The 17,664-nt window shown below is 66.7% G+C and carries 17 protein-coding genes; 6 read left to right on the top strand and 11 right to left on the bottom strand.

Going from position 1 to position 17,664, the window contains the following annotated elements:
- Positions 1-711: 711 nt before the first annotated feature.
- From QXH22_RS16490 to QXH22_RS16475, 4 genes are all read right to left on the bottom strand, one after another.
- A complete protein-coding gene (locus QXH22_RS16490; RefSeq protein WP_306248528.1) occupies positions 712-1,908 on the bottom strand; it encodes a PPE family protein in 1,197 nt (398 codons plus the stop codon).
- A 233-nt stretch (positions 1,909-2,141) separates the two neighbouring features.
- On the bottom strand, positions 2,142-2,426 hold the full coding sequence (locus QXH22_RS16485) for a WXG100 family type VII secretion target (protein ID WP_055579135.1): 285 nt from the start codon (positions 2,424-2,426) through the stop codon (positions 2,142-2,144).
- A gap of 79 nt (positions 2,427-2,505) precedes the next feature.
- The gene (locus QXH22_RS16480) at positions 2,506-3,687 is read right to left on the bottom strand and encodes a PPE family protein (protein ID WP_306248526.1); all 1,182 of its coding nucleotides are present in this window, start codon (positions 3,685-3,687) and stop codon (positions 2,506-2,508) included.
- Between the two features lie 942 nt (positions 3,688-4,629).
- Positions 4,630-6,045 carry a glycine--tRNA ligase gene (locus tag QXH22_RS16475; RefSeq protein WP_306276313.1) on the bottom strand — a complete coding sequence of 472 codons (1,416 nt, stop codon included), beginning with the start codon at positions 6,043-6,045 and terminating at the stop codon, positions 4,630-4,632.
- Between the two features lie 176 nt (positions 6,046-6,221).
- Here QXH22_RS16475 and QXH22_RS16470 point away from each other — a divergent pair, with 176 nt between their 5' ends.
- On the top strand, positions 6,222-6,620 hold the full coding sequence (locus QXH22_RS16470; protein WP_306276312.1) for a metalloregulator ArsR/SmtB family transcription factor: 399 nt from the start codon (positions 6,222-6,224) through the stop codon (positions 6,618-6,620).
- Positions 6,617-7,015 (top strand): Fur family transcriptional regulator, encoded by a 399-nt coding sequence (locus QXH22_RS16465; RefSeq protein WP_306248520.1) that lies wholly within the window; start codon positions 6,617-6,619, stop codon positions 7,013-7,015. Before QXH22_RS16470 ends, QXH22_RS16465 begins: the two co-directional genes overlap by 4 nt.
- A gap of 18 nt (positions 7,016-7,033) precedes the next feature.
- Here the strand turns inward: QXH22_RS16465 and QXH22_RS16460 are convergent, their stop codons facing one another.
- Genes QXH22_RS16460 through recO form a run of 3 tightly spaced genes read right to left on the bottom strand, consistent with a single transcriptional unit; the run spans position 7,034 to position 9,124 of the window.
- Entirely contained in the window at positions 7,034-7,444 is a 411-nt protein-coding gene (locus QXH22_RS16460) for a hypothetical protein (RefSeq protein ID WP_306276311.1), read from the bottom strand.
- Positions 7,444-8,343: a decaprenyl diphosphate synthase gene (locus QXH22_RS16455; RefSeq protein ID WP_371934243.1), complete on the bottom strand. Its 900-nt coding sequence runs from the start codon at positions 8,341-8,343 to the stop codon at positions 7,444-7,446. Before QXH22_RS16455 ends, QXH22_RS16460 begins: the two co-directional genes overlap by 1 nt.
- Positions 8,327-9,124: a DNA repair protein RecO gene (recO, locus tag QXH22_RS16450; protein ID WP_306248514.1), complete on the bottom strand. Its 798-nt coding sequence runs from the start codon at positions 9,122-9,124 to the stop codon at positions 8,327-8,329. The genes QXH22_RS16455 and recO overlap by 17 nt, the downstream gene beginning before the upstream one ends.
- A gap of 61 nt (positions 9,125-9,185) precedes the next feature.
- Between recO and QXH22_RS16445 the strand changes: the two genes are divergently transcribed.
- Together QXH22_RS16445 and QXH22_RS16440 are read left to right on the top strand one after the other, a co-directional pair.
- Positions 9,186-10,685, top strand: coding sequence for an amidase (locus tag QXH22_RS16445; RefSeq protein ID WP_306248512.1), 1,500 nt, complete (start codon positions 9,186-9,188; stop codon positions 10,683-10,685).
- Positions 10,686-10,891: 206 nt separating this feature from the next.
- Positions 10,892-12,868 carry a PE domain-containing protein gene (locus QXH22_RS16440; RefSeq protein ID WP_306248510.1) on the top strand — a complete coding sequence of 659 codons (1,977 nt, stop codon included), beginning with the start codon at positions 10,892-10,894 and terminating at the stop codon, positions 12,866-12,868.
- A gap of 15 nt (positions 12,869-12,883) precedes the next feature.
- Here QXH22_RS16440 and QXH22_RS16435 read toward each other — a convergent pair whose 3' ends face one another.
- On the bottom strand, positions 12,884-13,828 hold the full coding sequence (locus tag QXH22_RS16435; protein ID WP_306248508.1) for a GlxA family transcriptional regulator: 945 nt from the start codon (positions 13,826-13,828) through the stop codon (positions 12,884-12,886).
- 76 nt (positions 13,829-13,904) lie between these two features.
- Here QXH22_RS16435 and QXH22_RS16430 point away from each other — a divergent pair, with 76 nt between their 5' ends.
- Both QXH22_RS16430 and QXH22_RS16425 read left to right on the top strand, forming a co-directional pair.
- The gene (locus QXH22_RS16430; protein WP_306248506.1) at positions 13,905-14,561 is read left to right on the top strand and encodes a DJ-1/PfpI family protein; all 657 of its coding nucleotides are present in this window, start codon (positions 13,905-13,907) and stop codon (positions 14,559-14,561) included.
- A gap of 1 nt (position 14,562) precedes the next feature.
- Positions 14,563-14,880 (top strand): hypothetical protein, encoded by a 318-nt coding sequence (locus tag QXH22_RS16425; RefSeq protein ID WP_306248504.1) that lies wholly within the window; start codon positions 14,563-14,565, stop codon positions 14,878-14,880.
- On the opposite strand, the gene era is transcribed toward QXH22_RS16425, so the two are convergent.
- From era to ybeY, 3 genes are all read right to left on the bottom strand, one after another.
- Positions 14,869-15,768: a GTPase Era gene (era, locus tag QXH22_RS16420; RefSeq protein WP_306248502.1), complete on the bottom strand. Its 900-nt coding sequence runs from the start codon at positions 15,766-15,768 to the stop codon at positions 14,869-14,871. The two genes, QXH22_RS16425 and era, sit on opposite strands and share 12 nt — an antisense overlap.
- A gap of 73 nt (positions 15,769-15,841) precedes the next feature.
- Positions 15,842-17,128 (bottom strand): hemolysin family protein, encoded by a 1,287-nt coding sequence (locus tag QXH22_RS16415; RefSeq protein ID WP_306248501.1) that lies wholly within the window; start codon positions 17,126-17,128, stop codon positions 15,842-15,844.
- Positions 17,125-17,661: an rRNA maturation RNase YbeY gene (ybeY, locus tag QXH22_RS16410; RefSeq protein WP_306248499.1), complete on the bottom strand. Its 537-nt coding sequence runs from the start codon at positions 17,659-17,661 to the stop codon at positions 17,125-17,127. Before ybeY ends, QXH22_RS16415 begins: the two co-directional genes overlap by 4 nt.
- Positions 17,662-17,664: the final 3 nt, after the last annotated feature.

Raw genomic sequence — 17,664 nt, 5'->3', positions numbered from 1 at the left:
GGACCGGGCCGAGAGCGCGGATCGGGCACATCGCCGCCGGCGCTCTGACCCAACGGAGCAGGGCCCGATGCCCCCGCTGAGACGGAGCCCCGCGCACCCTCGAAGCGCGCCGCTGCATCGGTGGGACGGTAAGTCACCGGGTGCACCGGGATCAGCCCGGTGCCGACACGGCCCGACGCCGGACGGCGGTATCGCTGCCACGCAGATCGGATCGACAAAGGAAGCCGAAGGAACAATTTAGTCAATGCAGAATTCCTGATCGATCTCTCATAAAAACAATTCGCGCAGCGTCGCCTTTATTGAACGCCGCGCATTGCGCGAGGTCAGCGCCGGCCGCGACGGTTTCCGGAAACCCTTTCCGGCCACGTCTCTCTTAGTGCCGCGCCAGAAATCATCCGCGGCGCGGAATATGTCCCGTCACCCGGAAAAACGGCGCTCCGGCACAGGCTCCGCGCTGGTATCAGACCCGGTACGGATCGGAATGAGCGTCACCTGTCGTCGCGGCCACGGGCCCCGGCGCCTCTGGCCGCGTTCCGGCTCGGCGGCATCGCGGTCGGGTCGGGCTGCTGGGCGTGTTCCTGACGACTCGCGGCATCGGCCACATCTGACCGGCGCGCCACCGCGCTGACCCCAGCATGCTGAGAAAAGCGCCGCAACGAAAAGCGCGGGCGACGCACCCCCGTACGTCGCCCGCGCCTGAGATCGCCCGGCTTATCCGACGCCGGTCCGCGGGATCACGCTCGGCCGGTTCTGCACCACGTGCGGGCTCGCGCCGCCGCGGCCCATCATGCCGCCGGGCATACCGCCACCTGCACCGGCACCGCCCATCGGCATCGGCATCATCGGCATACCGCCGCCGGCGCCCATGCCCGCAGCGCCGGCTGCCTGTGCCATCTCCGCGGCGTTGACCCCCAAGCCCGACATCGCCGAGCTGGCCATTCCCTTGGGGACCGAACCCTGCCACGTCGGCGGCACCGACATCGAACCCACCAGCCGCGCGTTACCCAAGCCCGCCGACATGCCGCCACCGAGGCCGGCGCCACCGCCGGCGCCGAGGCCCTTCATCGGGTTGACGTCACCGACGAACTTCGGTGCGTCAACCAGCCCGGCGGCCGTGGACGCACCGGCCAGTCCGGCCGTGCTGGAAGCGGATGTGCCGGCCTGCATCAGCGGGCCGATCAACATGCTGGCCGGCATCGCGCCCATCTGGACGGCCGACATCGCCATATCCACCGGGACCGCCGCAGCAGCGGACTGCACGCCCGCCACCACCCCGGGAGCCGCCGCCATGACTCCTTGCACCGCCGGGCTGACTGCCGCGGACGCCGAGGTGGCCAAGCCGGTGAACTGCGCGCCGACGTTGGCGGCCAAACCGGCCAGATCGACCGGCGGAATGGAGAACGGGGTCAGGCTTTCAGCCACCGCCGTCGCGCCACCGTGGTAGCCGAGCATCGCGGCCACATCCTGCGCCCACATCTCCACGTAATCGAATTCATTGGCGAATATGGCCGGGGTGTTCAACCCGAGGAAGTTCGTCGCGATCAACGTCACCAGCGACACCCGGTTGGCCTCAACCACCGCCGGGTGCACCGTCGCCGTCAAGGCACCCTCAAACGCCGTCGCCGCCGCCCGCGCCTGAGCGGCCGCCGCCGCAGCCTGGGCACCCGCGGTACCCAGCCAATCGACATACGGCAACGCCGCAGCCGCCATCGACGCCGACGCCGGACCAGCCCACGGCCCACCGGTCAACCCCGCGATCACCGCATTGAACGACGATGCCGAGGCCGACAGATCCGCCGCGAGACTCTCCCACGCGGCCGCCGCGACGTGCAGCGGAGACGACCCGGCCCCGGCGTAAATCCGCAGCGAGTTGATCTCCGGCGGCAACCAGGCAAAGTCCAAAATCATCGCAACCCCATATCAGCCAGCCGCGCCAACGGCTCCATCACTCCATCATCACTTCTACCCGACCCGCGAGCCTGCCCCTATCGGATCGTAAAACAATCCGATGCAGCAGTCTGGGCTTTCGCCAAACTGGCTACATTTTGGTATTCGCGCGCTGAATCGACTTAGATTCTCGCCCAGTATATTCGGTTTCCGACCGGTCCCGGACGCCAAAAATCGTCCGCCCGGACGGTGGGTCAGGCCCAGCTGGAACCGACGGCGCTGTCGGTCTGCGCCATGTTGCTGCCGGCGCTCTGGACCTTCTGGCCGTGAGCGTTGGCCTGCTCGTAAATCACCTGGAAATTGCGGCCCAACTGGGCAATGAACTCCTGGCAAGCCACCGAACCGGCGCCGCCCCAGAAGTCACCGGCAGCCAGCACATCGCGAACGATGGCCTGGTGCTCGGCCTCCAAGTTGGCGGCCTGCGCGCGGATCAGCGCACCGTGGGCGTCGACGTCACCGAACTGATAATTGATGGTCATCGGGTGAATCCTTCCCGGCTGCTCAGCATCCACCGAGAAGCCCACATATGAATTTAATTCGAACCCGACAAACTCATGTTTATCCGACGCCGGTCCGCGGAATCACGCTCGGCCGGTTTTGCACCACATGCGGACTAGCACCCCCGCGGCCCATCATGCCGCCAGGCATACCGGCTCCTGCGCCACCACCCATGCCCATCGGCATCGGCATCATTGGCATACCACCCCCGGCCGCCCCGGCCATCGCCGCCGGGTTGGGCATCGCCGCACCCAGGCCGGACATGGCCGAGCTGGCCATTCCCTTGGGGACCGAACCCTGCCAGCTCGGCGGCACGGACATTGCGCCCACCAGGTGCGCTTTGCCCAAGTCCCCCGCCATCCCGGCACCAAGCGCGGCACCACCTAGGCCTTTCGCGGCGGGAGCGATGTCGCCAACGAACTTCGGCACGTCCGCGAGATCGGCGGCAGCCGTTGCGCCGGCCAGTCCAGCCGTGCTGGTGGCAGATTGCCCTGCCTGCATGAGCGGGCCGATCAGCATGCTGGCGGGCATCGCCCCGGCCTGGATGAACGACATCGCCGACTGCACAGGAAACGCCGCCGCAGCCGACTGCACACCTACTGCCAGGCCCGAACCCGCGGCCACGGCGCTCTCCAGCATCGGACTGACAGCAGCCGATGCAGTGGTCGCAAAGCCAGTCACCTGCGTACCAATATTGGCCGCCATACCGGCAAGGTCCAGCGGCGGAACAGAGAACGGGGTCAGGCTCTCGGCCACCGCCGTCGCGCCACCGTGGTAGCCGAGCATCGCGGCCACATCCTGGGCCCACATCTCCACGTAATCGAATTCATTGGCGAATATGGCCGGGGTGTTCAACCCGAGGAAGTTCGTCGCGATCAACGTCAGCAACGAGGTGCGATTGGCCTCGACCACCGCCGGGTGCACCGTCGCCGTCAACGCACCCTCGAACGCCGTCGCCGCCGCCCGCGCCTGAGCGGCCGCCGCAGCAGCCTGCGCACCCGCGGTACCCAGCCAGTCCACGTATGGCAGCGCCGCAGCCGCCATCGACGCCGACGCCGGACCGGCCCACGGCCCACCGGTCAAACCCGCGATCACCGCATTGAACGACGACGCCGAGGCCGACAAGTCGGACGCCAAACCCTCCCATGCTGCAGCCGCGCCGTGCAGCGAAGCCGAGCCCGATCCCGCGAACATCCGCAGCGAGTTGATCTCCGGCGGCAACCACGCAAAGTCCAAAATCATCGCAACCCCAACCCCAGCGAACCGATCCGACCAGTCACGGGCGGCTCGCAACACGAACCAGCCCCTGGGCGGATCGTAAGCCAGATCACAGCAAAAGTCTGTAGTTTCGCCAAAATCGCGTCGAAAAATTTGTTAGGGCCGTGCTGACCTGCGCCTCTCCGGACATCTGTCCAGCCGGGTGTCCACCAATTCGACACCGGCACCGCGGAATGCGGGTGCACGGGGACCTGCCGATAAACTCTGAAATGCCATTCCAGAATCCGTCATCTGCGCTTCCCGGAGCATATTCCCGAATTCATCGACAGACCGTTACCAAGATTGCGCGCAGCCGAACTCCTCGTTCCGAACACGGGAAGTCCTGAGCTCGCGTCGCCCGTCACGAGAAGGTCCTTCGCGCTGCTTTGCCGAGGCGTGGAGGCCCGGGTGACCCCCGCCCGGGGTCGGGGATGTCGGGTCGCCGCCGATCGCGATGGTGACGTTCGTGCCGACGCAGCACCGGTGACCGAATCCCGCACCCTGCCAACCGGAATTGCCGCTGGCCGCGCGGTCGTCAGCACCGCGGCCGGACTGCAGCGCGATGCCGGGCGATCCCGGCCTGCGCCCAGCCCGGCGTCTGCCTTCAATAGATTCCCGCGCCGCGCAAGCGGTGGTGCACCTCCCGGTGCGGGCGACTTCGGCATTAGAGGAGCCGGTGTTGACGCGGCTCCGGGCCGCTTCAGCAGGAATCGATTAATCCGACGCGAGAAATGACGCCGCACCCGCTCCGATTGGCGCGGCCGCGGCTGGCTCTCAGAAAGGACACCGCCCCGCGCCGCAATACATTCACGAAGAATTGACTCCGGGCGCGAACAGGGAAGAATTCACGCGCGAACGTGATTTCACTGACCCGCAATTTCCCACCGCGGCTTCAGGCGCTCACGAGAACGATGCGGGAGGACTGCGCTAGCTGCCCTTGAGTCGCACAGCCAGGTAGTCGGCCACGTTGTCGATCGTCACGCGCTCCTGCGTCATCGCGTCGCGCTCTCGCACCGTGACCGCGTTGTCTTCGAGCGAGTCGAAATCCAAGGTCACGCAGTAGGGGGTACCGATCTCGTCCTGGCGGCGGTAGCGCCGGCCGATCGCTCCGGCGTCGTCGAAGTCGATGTTCCAGGATTTGCGCAACTCGGCGGCCAGGTCGCGGGCCTTCGGGCTCAGGTCGGCATGCCGGGACAGCGGCAACACCGCCGCCTTGACCGGCGCCAACCGTGGGTCCAGTCGCAGCACCGCACGCTTGTCCACCCCACCCTTGGCGTTGGGCGCCTCGTCCTCGGTGTACGCGTCGATCAGGAACGCCATGAAAGAGCGGGTCAGGCCGGCTGCGGGTTCGATGACATACGGCGTGTAGCGGGTGTCGGTGGCCTGGTCGAAGAACGACAGTTCGGTGCCGGAATGCTTGCTGTGCGTTGACAAGTCGAAGTCCGTACGGTTTGCGACGCCCTCCAGCTCGCCCCACGGGTTGCCCTGGAAACCGAATTTGTACTCGATGTCGACGGTGCGGTCGGAGTAGTGCGACAGCTTCTCTTTGGGGTGCTCGTAGAGTCGCAGGTTCTCCGGATCGATGCCCAGGTCGACGTACCACTGACGGCGGGTGTCGATCCAGTACTGGTGCCAATCCTTGGCAGTGGACGGCTCGACGAAGAACTCCATCTCCATCTGCTCGAACTCGCGGGTCCGGAAAATGAAGTTGCCCGGGGTGATCTCGTTGCGGAAGCTCTTGCCGATCTGCCCGATCCCGAACGGCGGCTTCTTGCGCGCGGTCGTCATGACATTGGCGAAATTGACGAAGATGCCCTGCGCGGTTTCCGGGCGCAGGTAGTGCAGCCCTTCCTCGGTCTCGATCGGCCCCAGGTAGGTCTTGAGCATCATGTTGAATTCGCGGGGCTCGGTCCACTGCCCCTTGGTCCCGCAGTCCGGGCAGACGATCTCCGACATCGGCACCGAATCGGGATCACCGCCCCTTTTGGCGGCATACGCCTCTTGCATGTGGTCCTGGCGATGCCGCTTGTGGCAGTTCAGGCATTCGACCAGCGGGTCGTTGAACACCTCGACGTGACCGGATGCCACCCACACCTCGCGCGGCAGGATGATCGAGGAATCGAGCCCGACGACGTCGTCGCGACCGGTGACGACCGAGCGCCACCATTGCTTCTTGATGTTCTCCTTGAGCTCCACGCCCAGCGGCCCGTAATCCCAGGCCGACTTGGTGCCCCCGTAGATCTCACCCGAGGGGAAGACGAAGCCGCGCCGCTTGGCCAGGTTGACTACGGTTTCGATGACGGACGCCACGAGGGTGTGCGCTCCCTTCGGAGGACTTGGCATAGACGTGCACCACGACCGGTGCCCGCAAATCACCCGTCATGGTAGCGATCGGCGTCCGGTCTTTGACATGCATCATCATGCATGTGACAGTGGAGGGCAGCCGCGGGCTGGTTGTTGACCGACTCCGCCGCAGCAACCCGAATGCCTCGAACCTCCAAAGGTGGTGACTCGACACGGTGACGTCGCCCCGAACGAGTTCCGCCCCTGCCGCCGATGACGAACTGGCCGGTCATCACGAGCACAGCGCTGACGGTGTCGCCTCGCATCCGGCCTACCCGACGCCGCCCCAGCGGGAGATCCTGGACGCCGCCGGCGAGTTGCTGCGCGCGCTGGCCGCGCCGGTGCGGATCGCGATCGTGTTGCAGCTGCGCGAATCCCAGCGCTGTGTGCACGAACTGGTCGACGCGCTGGGTGTCCCGCAGCCGCTGGTAAGCCAGCATCTGAAGATCCTCAAGGCTGCCGGGGTGGTCTCCGGGGAGCGGTCCGGCCGCGAAGTGATGTACCGGCTGGCTGACCACCACCTCGCCCATATCGTGGTCGACGCGGTGGCCCACGCCGGTGAGGACGCACCGTGACGTCCAGTGAAGGAACCACCGTCCGTTCCACCCGCCAGCGAGCGGCCATCTCCACGCTGCTGGAAACGCTCGACGAGTTCCGTTCGGCGCAGGAGCTGCACGACGAGTTGCGTCGTCGCGGTGAGAACATCGGCCTGACCACCGTCTATCGCACGCTGCAGTCGATGGCCGCGGCGGGAATGGTCGACACGCTACGCACCGACACCGGAGAGTCGGTGTACCGCCGGTGCTCCGAGCATCATCACCACCATCTGGTGTGCCGCAGCTGCGGTTCCACCATCGAAGTGGGCGACCACGAGGTCGAGTCGTGGGCGGCCGAGGTGGCCGCGAAATACGGATACTCCGATGTGAGTCACACCATCGAGATCTTCGGCACCTGTTCAGACTGCCGCTGACGCTTTCCGCGCCGACGGTCAGGCGGTGAGTTCGCCGCGTATCCGGGCGCCGGTGTCGAGCACCAGCAGAATCAGGGTGCGCAGCGCGTCGTCGGTGAGGCCGGCGCCGGGGAAGTTGTAGCGCAGCATCACGTCACCGGTTTTCGCGCCACGGGTTCCCTTCACGGGTGCTTTCTCCAGAAGAGTCAGCGCGCCGAAGTTCACCTCCCGCGCTTCCCTGGCCACCTGGTCGCGGATCTTCTTGGTCAACGGCAAATCCCAGGCAAGCACCTGTGTCAGCGACATCAGGTCGAGGTCGTCGGCGATGCGCACCACCCGCAGAGACGCGAAGGTGCCGTTGTGGCGGACGGTGAGCGCACCGTCGGACTCGACCTCCACGGACAGTATTTCCCCGAGTATCGACGCCAGCCGATCCGGCAGCGCGGCCATCAGGCACTCCCGAACCGGCGGTTGCGGGACGCGTACTCCTCGCAGGCCGCCCACAGGTCGCGGCGGTCGTAATCCGGCCACAGTTTGTCCTGAAAGACGTACTCGGCGTAGGCCGCCTGCCACAGCATGAAATTGCTGGACCGGTGCTCACCCGACGTCCTCAGAAAGAGGTCCACATCGGGGATGTCGGGTCGCTGCATGTGACGGGAGATCGTCGACTCGTTGACACGATCCGGGTTGAGCCGACCGGCCGCGGCTTCGGCCGCGATTCTTCGGGCGGCCTCCGCGATCTCCGTGCGGCCGCCGTAGTTGACGCAGTAATTGATGGTGATGACGTCGTTGTTCTTGGTCACTTCCTCCGCGACGGCGAGTTCGTTGATGACGCTGCGCCATAACCGTGGTGCGGAGCCGACCCAGCGGATCTTCACGCCCATCTCGTTCAGGATGTCCCGCCGCCGCCGCACCACGTCACGGTTGAAGCCCATGAGGAACTTGACCTCTTCGGGCGACCGCTTCCAATTCTCCGTCGAGAACGCGTAAAGACTGAGCCACTTGATCCCGATTTCGACTGCGCCACAAGCGATGTCGATGACCACCGCTTCGCCCATCTTGTGCCCCTCGGTGCGACGCAGCCCGCGCTGGGTGGCCCAGCGCCCGTTGCCGTCCATCACGATGGCGACATGGTTGGGTAACTGGGCGGCGGGAATGCGGGGTGCGACGGCTTTGGAGGTGTGCTGCGGAGGCCGACGCGGTCCCCCGCCCGGCGCCGGCGGCAGTTCGGGGAAAACGACGGGCCACGTCGAGGTATCGGGGAAGGTCGGATAGTCCGGTGGGGCGGGGGGAAGTTGCGGGAAGTCGGTGGGATTGCGTCGTTCGGCCTTCTTAGCCACACTCGGCATCCTGCCCGATCAACCCGGCGCGGCGTTCGGCAACCGTGTGATCCACCCGGTAGACCCGCTCCACCAGCGGCAGCGTTTTGAGTTGCCGCTCCAGATGCCATTGCAGATGTGCGGCCACCAGCCCGCTGACATAGCTACGGTGCGACGGCGGTGACTGCTCGGCGGCTTCCCAATCGCCGTCGTGCAATGCCGACATCAGATCCAGCACACCCAGCGGCGGCGTGGTGGCTCCGGCCGGACGACAGTGTGCGCAGACGCTGCCGCCGGCGGCGATGTGGAACGCGCGATGCGGGCCCGGGGTGGCGCAGCGGGCGCACTCGGTCAGGGCCGGCGCCCATCCGGCGGTCCCCATGGCCCGCAGTAGATAGGCATCCAGCAACAGCTCACGGGGGCGGCGCCCGTCTGCGACCGCCCGCAGCGCACTCACCGTGAGCCGGTGCAGCGCCGGCGCGGGCGCCCGCTCCTCTCCGGCCAGCCGTTCGGCGGTTTCCAGCATCGCGCACCCGCAGGTGTAACGGCCGTAGTCGTTGACGATGTCGGTGGCGAAGGCATCGATCGAGACGACCTGGGTGACGATGTCGAGGTTGCGGCCCGGGTGCAGCTGCGCGTCGATGTGCGCGAACGGCTCCAACCGCGCGCCGAATTTGCTGCGGGTGCGCCGCACACCCTTGGCCACCGCACGGACCAGACCGTGATCACGGGTCAACAGGGTGACGATCCGGTCGGCTTCACCGAGCTTGTGCTGCCGCAGCACAACAGCCCGGTCTCGATACAGCCGCATCACAACAGTTTTGCACCCCGCCGCGACATCGCGGGGATCCGCGCCGATAGTCTCGTACCCCGTGGTTGGCGCTTCTGGGTCCGTTTCTGGGGTCGATTCCGGCTCCGGCAACCGGCGCTTGCCCACGTTAACCGACCTGCTCTACCAGCTGGCGACCCGGAAAGTGACGGCCGCCGAACTGGTCCGCCGCTCCCTGCACGCCATCGATGTGAGCCAGTCCACATTGAACGCGTTCCGGGTGGTGCTCACCGAGTCGGCGCTGGCCGATGCGGCGGCGGCCGACCGGCGCCGCGCCGCCGGCGACACTGCACCGCTGCTGGGCATTCCGATCGCGGTGAAGGACGACGTGGACGTTGCCGGCGTCCCAACGGCGTACGGCACCGACGGGTACGTCCCGCCTGCCGCCCAGGACAGCGAGGTGGTGCGTCGCCTCAAAGCGGCCGGCGCGGTGATCGTCGGCAAGACCAACACCTGCGAACTGGGTCAGTGGCCGTTCACCAGCGGGCCGGGTTTCGGGCACACCCGCAACCCCTGGTCGCGCCGGCACACCCCGGGCGGTTCGTCGGGTGGTAGCGCAGCCGCGGTGGCCGCGGGCCTGGTGACCGCGGCAATCGGCTCCGACGGAGCCGGCAGCGTCCGCATCCCGGCCGCATGGACGCATCTGGTGGGCATCAAGCCGCAGCGCGGCCGCATCTCCACCTGGCCGGAGCCGGAGTCCTTCAACGGCATCACCGTCAACGGCGTCCTGGCCCGTACCGTCGCCGACGCGGCACTGGTGCTGGACGCGGCATCCGGCAACGTCGAGGGCGATCTGCACAAACCTCCCCCACTCACGGCGTCCGACTACGTCGGCATCGCACCCGGGCCGCTGAGGATCGCGCTGTCGACCGGCATTCCGTACACCTTCTTCCGGGCCAAGTTGCATCCGGAGATCCTGGCCGCCATTCAGAAGGTGGGCGAGCAACTCGAATTGCTCGGCCACACCGTGGTCAAAGGCAACCCGGACTACGGCGTGCGGCTGTCGTGGGATTTTCTGGCCCGATCGATGGCCGGACTGTGGGGCTGGGGCGAACGGCTCGGCGAGAACGTCAACTGGGACCCCCGCACGCTGTCCAATATGCGCACCGGGCACATGCTGTCGCAGGCGACATTGCGCACCGCGCGGCGCCACGAGGCCGCCGATCAGCGCCGGGTCGGGTCGATCTTCAACATCGTCGACGTGGTGCTCGCACCAACCACCGCGCAGCCACCTCCGCTGGCGCGGGCCTTCGACCGGTTGAGTGGCATCGCCACCGACCGCGCCGTCATCGCCGCCTGCCCGTACGCCTGGCCGTGGAACGTGCTGGGCTGGCCGTCGATCAACGTGCCGGCGGGGTTCACCTCAGACGGACTGCCCATCGGTGTGCAGCTGATGGGCCCGGCCAACAGCGAAGGCATGCTGATCTCACTGGCCGCCGAACTCGAGGCGCTCAGCGGCTGGGCATCCAAACAACCCAAGGTCTGGTGGAACACTGGCAACAGCACCCCTCCACTGCACAGCGTGCCGGAGCCGCGGGGCTGAATCCCCCGATACCGCAACGGGTTTGGCGTCTGCCCCGCGGGGTAGGTGAGCGCAGTTGAGCCGGTTCGACCGGCGGTCAGCAGCCGCACCGTTTCAGGTTCTACACAAATCTTTTGTTTCTTCGCGTCCAAAGTATTGGCAGCGTGTAATTATGGGCTGCGCCCCATGTTCCGGTGGCCGTTCAATCAACGGGTTGGAGGACAACGATGTCGTATCTACTCGCCACACCGGATGTGTTGACGTTGGCGGCGGCTGAAGCCGCGGGCATCGGCTCGTCGATCACTGCGGCCAACCTCTCGGCGCTGGCTCCGACCAGCACGGTGCTGGCTGCTGCCGCTGACGAGGTGTCGGCTGCGATTGCGTCGCTGTTCTCCGGCCACGCCCTGGACTACCAGGCACTCAGCAAGCAGGTGGCCGCGTTCCACGAGCAATTCGTGCTTGCGGTGAACTCGGCCGGCGGGGCGTACGCGGCCGCGGAGGTGATCAATGCCGGCCCGTTGCAGCCGGTCGTCGACGGGGTGCTGGGCGCGATCAACGCGCCGACGAACTTGTTACTGGGCCGTCCACTGATCGGCAACGGGTACGACGGCACGCCCGGTACCGGGCAGGCCGGTGGGGACGGTGGCATTCTCTGGGGTAACGGCGGGGCGGGTGGCTCTGCCGGGCTGGCAGGCCAGACCGGTGGACGCGGCGGCAACGCAGGCCTGATCGGTAACGGTGGCGTCGGAGGTACCGGCGGCTTCCGGACCGGGACCGGCGGCGCCGGCGGCACGGGTGGGTTGTTGTGGGGTAACGGCGGAGCAGGTGGCACCGGGGGCTACGGCGGTGTGTTCGTCCCCGCCGGCACCGGTGGGATCGGCGGATATGCCTTGTCCTTCTTCGGCGACCCGGGCGCGCCCGGCAGCCCCGGAACCTACCTGAACATGGTCACCCCCGAAGAAGCCAATATCCTGCAGATGTTGGCGCCGGACCGAAATTTCCTGTTGATCGGCACCGACGGCACGAATCTGAGCAGGGTCCTGGCCGACCCCCTCAACGTGAACTTCCGCGCCTTCATGTCGGATGGCGTCACCTCCGCGTCGACGATCGTCGGGCACACCAGTGTGTCGAACCCCTCGTGGACGACCATTCAGACCGGCGTGTGGAGCGAGACCGCCGGTGTCACCAACAACGTCTTCACGCCGTGGACATACGACGACTGGCCGACGGTGTACAACCAGCTCGAAGCCGCCTACGGCAACAACATCGACACCACGGTGATCGCCAACTGGCCGGTCATCACCGATATCGCGGGCGCCGGTGCATTCCCAGCCGACAAGATCACCTTTGTCGGACACTCGGAGAACGACCCGCTCTGGTTCGCATCGAACGACCAAGTCGGCAATCTGAGCCAGGCCGCCATCACGGCGGCAAACCCAGCCAAGGGCAATTTCATCTTCTCCTACTTTGTCGGCGTTGACGAAGTGGGGCACGCCTATGGCGGCGGCTCCCCCGAGTACGCCGCGGCCCTCCGCAACATGGACACCAACCTGGGCAACTACGGCAACGGCACGCTGGGCAGCGGCAGCGGCTTGCTGGGGTCGGTAGCCGACTGGCAGATCAACAACGGCGAGAATTGGGATGTACTGATGGTCACCGACCACGGTCACATCGACCCCAACCAGTTCAACCGCGGCCACGGCTTCCAATCACCGTATGAGACCGCGACATTCCTCATCTGGGATCAGGCCGGTTCTGTTCTGCCCAGCCAGAACGGTCTGATCAACAACTCGTGGCAGATCGTCAGCACGACGCCGACGATTCTCGATCAGTTCGGTATCACCCCGCCGGCGTACATGCAGGGTGCGCCTCTGACGTCCCCCGTCTTCGACGGCACCTACGTCAATCCCGGTGCCAACCTGTTCAGTGCGGTCAGCGCCGACTTCGGCGCCCAGGGCTGGCCGGATCCCATCGTGAACTACAACCTGGACGCGCGCACCGTCGCAGCCACCATCCCGTACCTGGTGTTCGACCCGATTCAGGGCATCGTCGATTCGGTGCCGCAGTTCCTGCAGCTACCGGTGTCATGGCTGGGTGCGGGCGTCTATCAGGCGCTGAACATTCCCGCTCAGATCTTCGTCCGGCTCACCGGCGTGACCGGCAACGAGATCATCCCGCCGATCCTCAACCCCTTCTACGCATAGAAACCCGCTGCGCAGTCAGCCCGCACGCTCGCGAAAGGTGCTGCGGTAGCTCAGTGGCGCGACGCCCGACATGCGGCGGAACTGCTCGCGAAAATTCGCGGCCGAAGCGAATCCGACTCGGCGAGCGATGGTTTCGACACTGTCGTCGGTCGCCTCGAGAAGTTCTTGGGCGTGGCGGATCCGCACGCCGTTGACCCACTGCATGGGCGTCTGACCGGTCTCGCGCCGGAAGCTGCGGTTCAGCGTTCGTACGCTGGTGGACGCGTGCCGCGCGAGGTCTGCCAGGGTCAGGGACTGGTGCGCGTTGTTCTCGATCCAGGCCAACACCGCGTCGAGTTCGGTATTGGCTTCGCGCCGGTTGCGGACGATGAACTGCGCCTGGCCGCCGGTACGGTGCAACGGCGCTACCGCCAACCGAGCCGCGTCGGCAGCCACCGCCGACCCGTAGTCGCGGGCCACCATGTGCAGGCAGAGGTCCAGGCCCGCGGATGCGCCGGCGGAGGTGAGAATCTGGCCTTCGTCGACGTACAGCGCGTCGGCGTCGAGCCGGACAGCAGGATGGGCGGCCGCGAAGAACTCGGCCGCCATCCAGTGCGTAGTCGCGCGTCTGCCGTCCAGTATTCCCGCCGCAGCCAGCGTGAAGGCCCCACTGCAGATCGACGCTATCCGAATTCCCTTGCTATAAGCGGTTTTCAGCGCGGTGCTGACGTCGTCGCCGACGGGGGTGCTGACGTCGTTGCGTCCGGGCACGATGATGGTGTCGGCGGTCAAGAGCTCGTCGAGTCCAAAGTCGGTGGTGATCCCGATCGGCCCGGCGGCGACGACCGGTTGCGCACCGCATACGCGCACGCGGTAGCCGGGTCCGCCGTCGGCCAACCGGGCGCGCCCGAACGTCTCTATCGCAATGGCCAGGTCGAACGCGATGACGTCCGGTTCGGCAAGAACGGCGACTGCGTGCATGGATTGGCAATATACCGGCGCATAATGGCTGCTTGGCCACTGGTCCGCGACGCCGACACCGAGCACCATTGCCGGAATGCAGGCGCAAATAGTGCTTTACGACGGCTTCGACCCGCTGGATGTCATCGGCCCCTTTGAAATGCTCGCCGCGGGCAGCGAGTTCGTCGGCGGCGAACTGGACGTGTCGCTGGTCTCCGCGCAGGGTGCCCGCAACGTCACCAGCGGAACCCTCGGCCTGACCCTGCCCGCCACCGCGGCGCTCGATCCGGATCGGGCGGGTTGCGTACTGGTGCCCGGCGCCAGCGGACCGATCGCGGGTGACCCCGACGACGGCGTGGAAACCATTCCGGTGTTGCTGGCACGGGCCGCCGGAACGGAGTTGAATCCGTTGTTGGCCAGAGCTTTTCAGAATCCGGAGATCACCATGGCCGCGGTCTGCGGGGGGTCGGTGATCATGGCGATGGCGGGACTGATCGAGGGCCGCCACGCGGTGACGCATCACCTGGGCCTGGACTTGCTGGACGCGGCCGGGGTCAACGCGGTGGCCGCCCGCGTGGTCGACGACGGCGACCTGGTCTCCTCGGGCGGGGTGACGTCCGGGCTGGACCTGGCGCTGCATCTGCTGGACCGGTGGTACGGCCCACGGATCGCGCACGCCGTCGAAGAGCTCTTCGAGTACGAGCGACGAGGGGTTGTGTGGCGCAATGCCGGCCGGGAACCACGGGAGGTGTGAGTTGAGCGTCGAGGGCGACTGGGACGTCACCATCAAAACTCCGATAGGCACTCTGCAGGTGCACTACGTGTTCACCCAGGAACCGGCGGGCCTCACCGGCACCGCCACCTACAAGGACGAAACCGTTGCACTGCAGGATGTTTCGAGCGCGCCAGGGCAAGACGGCACGCGGCTGACCTGGCGGCAATCGGTGCGCAGGCCGATGCGGCTTAACCTGGATTTCGATGTGCTGCAGGCTGGCGACGTGCTGAGCGGGCATTCCCGCGCCGGCCGGTTACCGCGCTCGGCCGTGGCCGGCAGACGGCGTCTAAAACCCTAGGCGGCCAAGCTGTTTCGGGTCGCGTTGCCAGTTCTTGGCGACCTTGACCCGTAGGTCGAGGTAAACCTTGGTGCCCAGCAGCTTCTCGATCTGGGTGCGGGCCGCGGTGCCCACCTCCCGCAGCCGGGCGCCACCCTTGCCGATCACGATGCCCTTCTGGCTGTCGCGCTCCACGTAGAGCACCGCGTGCACGTCGATCAGGTCGTCCCGGTCCTCGCGTGGCTCCACTTCCTCGATCACCACCGCCAGCGAATGGGGCAGCTCGTCGCGCACACCCTCAAGTGCGGCCTCGCGGATCAGCTCGGCCATCAGCACCTCCTCGGGCTCGTCGGTGAGCTCACCGTCGGGGTAATACGCGGGGCCGGGCGGCAACGCGGCGGCCAGCACATCGATCAGCACGTCAACCTGATCGCCCGAAACCGCGGACACCGGAACGATTTCCGCGGCGTTGGGCAGCAGCTCGCTGACCGCCACCAACTGCGCGGCCACCCGGTCCCTGGGAACCTTGTCGATCTTGGTGACGATGGCCACCACGGTGGTCTTCGGGGCAACCGAGCTGATCTGCTCGACGATCCACCGGTCGCCCGGGCCTATCTGCTCATCAGCCGGTATGCACAGCCCGATGACGTCCACCTCGCTGTAGGTGTCGCGGACCAGGTCGTTGAGCCGCTTACCCAGCAACGTGCGGGGCCGGTGCAGACCGGGGGTGTCGACGAGAATGATCTGGAAGTTCTCGCGGTGCACGATGCCGCGGATGGTGTGCCGCGTGGTCTGCGGGCGCATCGAGGTGATCGCCACTTTCGCGCCCACCAGCGCGTTGGTCAGTGTCGACTTGCCGGTATTGGGGCGGCCGATCAAACACACGAAGCCGGAACGGAACTCACTCACGCCGCGGCCTTCGTCGAACGTGAACACACGGCGTTTTCGGGCGCGCTTTCGCGCCGTGGGTGCACGTTCGGCGTCACTGGATGTCCTCCTCATTTTCCACCGGGCTCAGCAGCACGGTGCCGATCCGCACCCGGCCCCGGTGGTCGCGGCCGCCTTCAGCCTGCAGGCGCAGGCCGTGCGACACTACCTCGGCGCCGGGCAGCGGGACGCGGCCCAGTTCCAGTGCCAGCAACCCGCCCACCGTGTCGACGTCGAGATCGTCATCGAACTCCACCCCGTACAACTCGCCTACATCCTCGATCGGCAGCCGTGCCGAGACCCGGAAGCGCTTGTCCCCCAACTCTTCTATTGGAGCCGTCTCGGCCTGGTCGTATTCGTCGGCGATCTCGCCGACGATCTCCTCGAGCACGTCCTCGATGCTCACCAGACCGGCGATCGCCCCGTACTCGTCGACCAGCAGCGCCATGTGATTCCGGTCGCGCTGCATCTCCCGCAGCAGCGCGTCCAGCGGCTTGGAGTCCGGCACGAACACCGCCGGGCGCATCACCTGCGCCACGGTGCTCCCCCGGCCCCGGTCGGTCGAGTAGAAGATGTGCCGCACAAGGTCTTTCAAATAGACCACACCGAGAATGTCGTCGACGTTCTCGCCGATCACCGGGATGCGCGAGTATCCGCTGCGGACCGCCAGCGCCATCGCCTGACTCGGCGACTTGTCACCCTCGATCCACACCATCTCGGTGCGCGGCACCATCACCTCCCGCGCCGGGGTGTCGCCGAGTTCGAAAACCGACTCGATCATGCGGCGTTCGTCGGCGGCGACCACGCCGCGTTGCTGAGCCAGGTCGACGACCTCGCGCAGCTCGATCTCCGAGGCGAACGGCCCGTTGCGGAACCCGCGACCGGGGGTGAGTGCGTTACCCAGCAGCACCAGCACCCGGCTGATCGGCATCAGCAGCCAGGAAATCACTTGCAGCGGAAGCGCGGTCGCCAGCGAGATGGAGTACGCGTTCTGCCGGCCGAGGGTGCGCGGGCCGACGCCGATGACGACGAAGCTGACCACCACCATGATGGCCGCGGCCCAGAACAAACCCCAGCCCACGCTGAAGTGCTGCTGGAAATACACCGCGAGCAGTGCGGTCGCGGTGATCTCGCAGACGATCCGGAGCAGCACGACCAGGTTGATGTAGCGCGGCCGGTCGGCCATCACCTTGAGCAGCGACCGCGCGCCGGGCCGCTCGTCGCGGACCAACTCGTGCACACGGGCCAGCGACACCGTGTTGACGGCCGCATCCAGCGCAGCGAACATTCCGCCCAGACCGATCAGCACGATCACGCCGAGCAGCTGATAAAAGCTGGTCACGGCTGGTCGAAGAACCTTGACTTGTCCAGCAGCCGGCGGTCCCGTTCGTTCTGCCGGTCGTTGCGATAGGCCTCGACCTGATCGGCCACCCATTCCTCGAGCAGCCGGTCCTGCAGGGCGAACATCTCCCGCTCTTCGTCGGGTTCGCCGTGGTCGTAGCCGAGCAGATGCAGCACGCCGTGGATGGTCAGCAACGCCAGTTCGTGCCCGAGGCTGTGGCCCGCCGCGGCGGCCTGTTCGGCGGCGAATTCCGGGCACAGCACGATGTCACCCAGCATGGCCGGGCCGGGCTCGGGCGCGTCGGGGCGTCCCCCCGGCTCGAGCTCGTCCATGGGGAAGCTCATCACGTCCGTCGGCCCGGGCAGGTCCATCCAGCGCATGTGCAGATCGGCCATGGCCGCGGTGTCCAGCAGCACCATGGACAGCTCGGCGGCCGGATTGACGTCCATCCGGTTGATGACGAACTTCGCCACGCTGACCAGTTCGGTTTCGGAGACGTCGATGCCCGACTCGTTCGATACCTCGATACTCATAAG

The organism is Mycobacterium sp. TY814 (assembly GCF_030755175.1).
Taxonomy (GTDB): Bacteria; Actinomycetota; Actinomycetes; order Mycobacteriales; family Mycobacteriaceae; genus Mycobacterium.
This window is presented reverse-complemented; position numbering and strand designations above follow the sequence as displayed.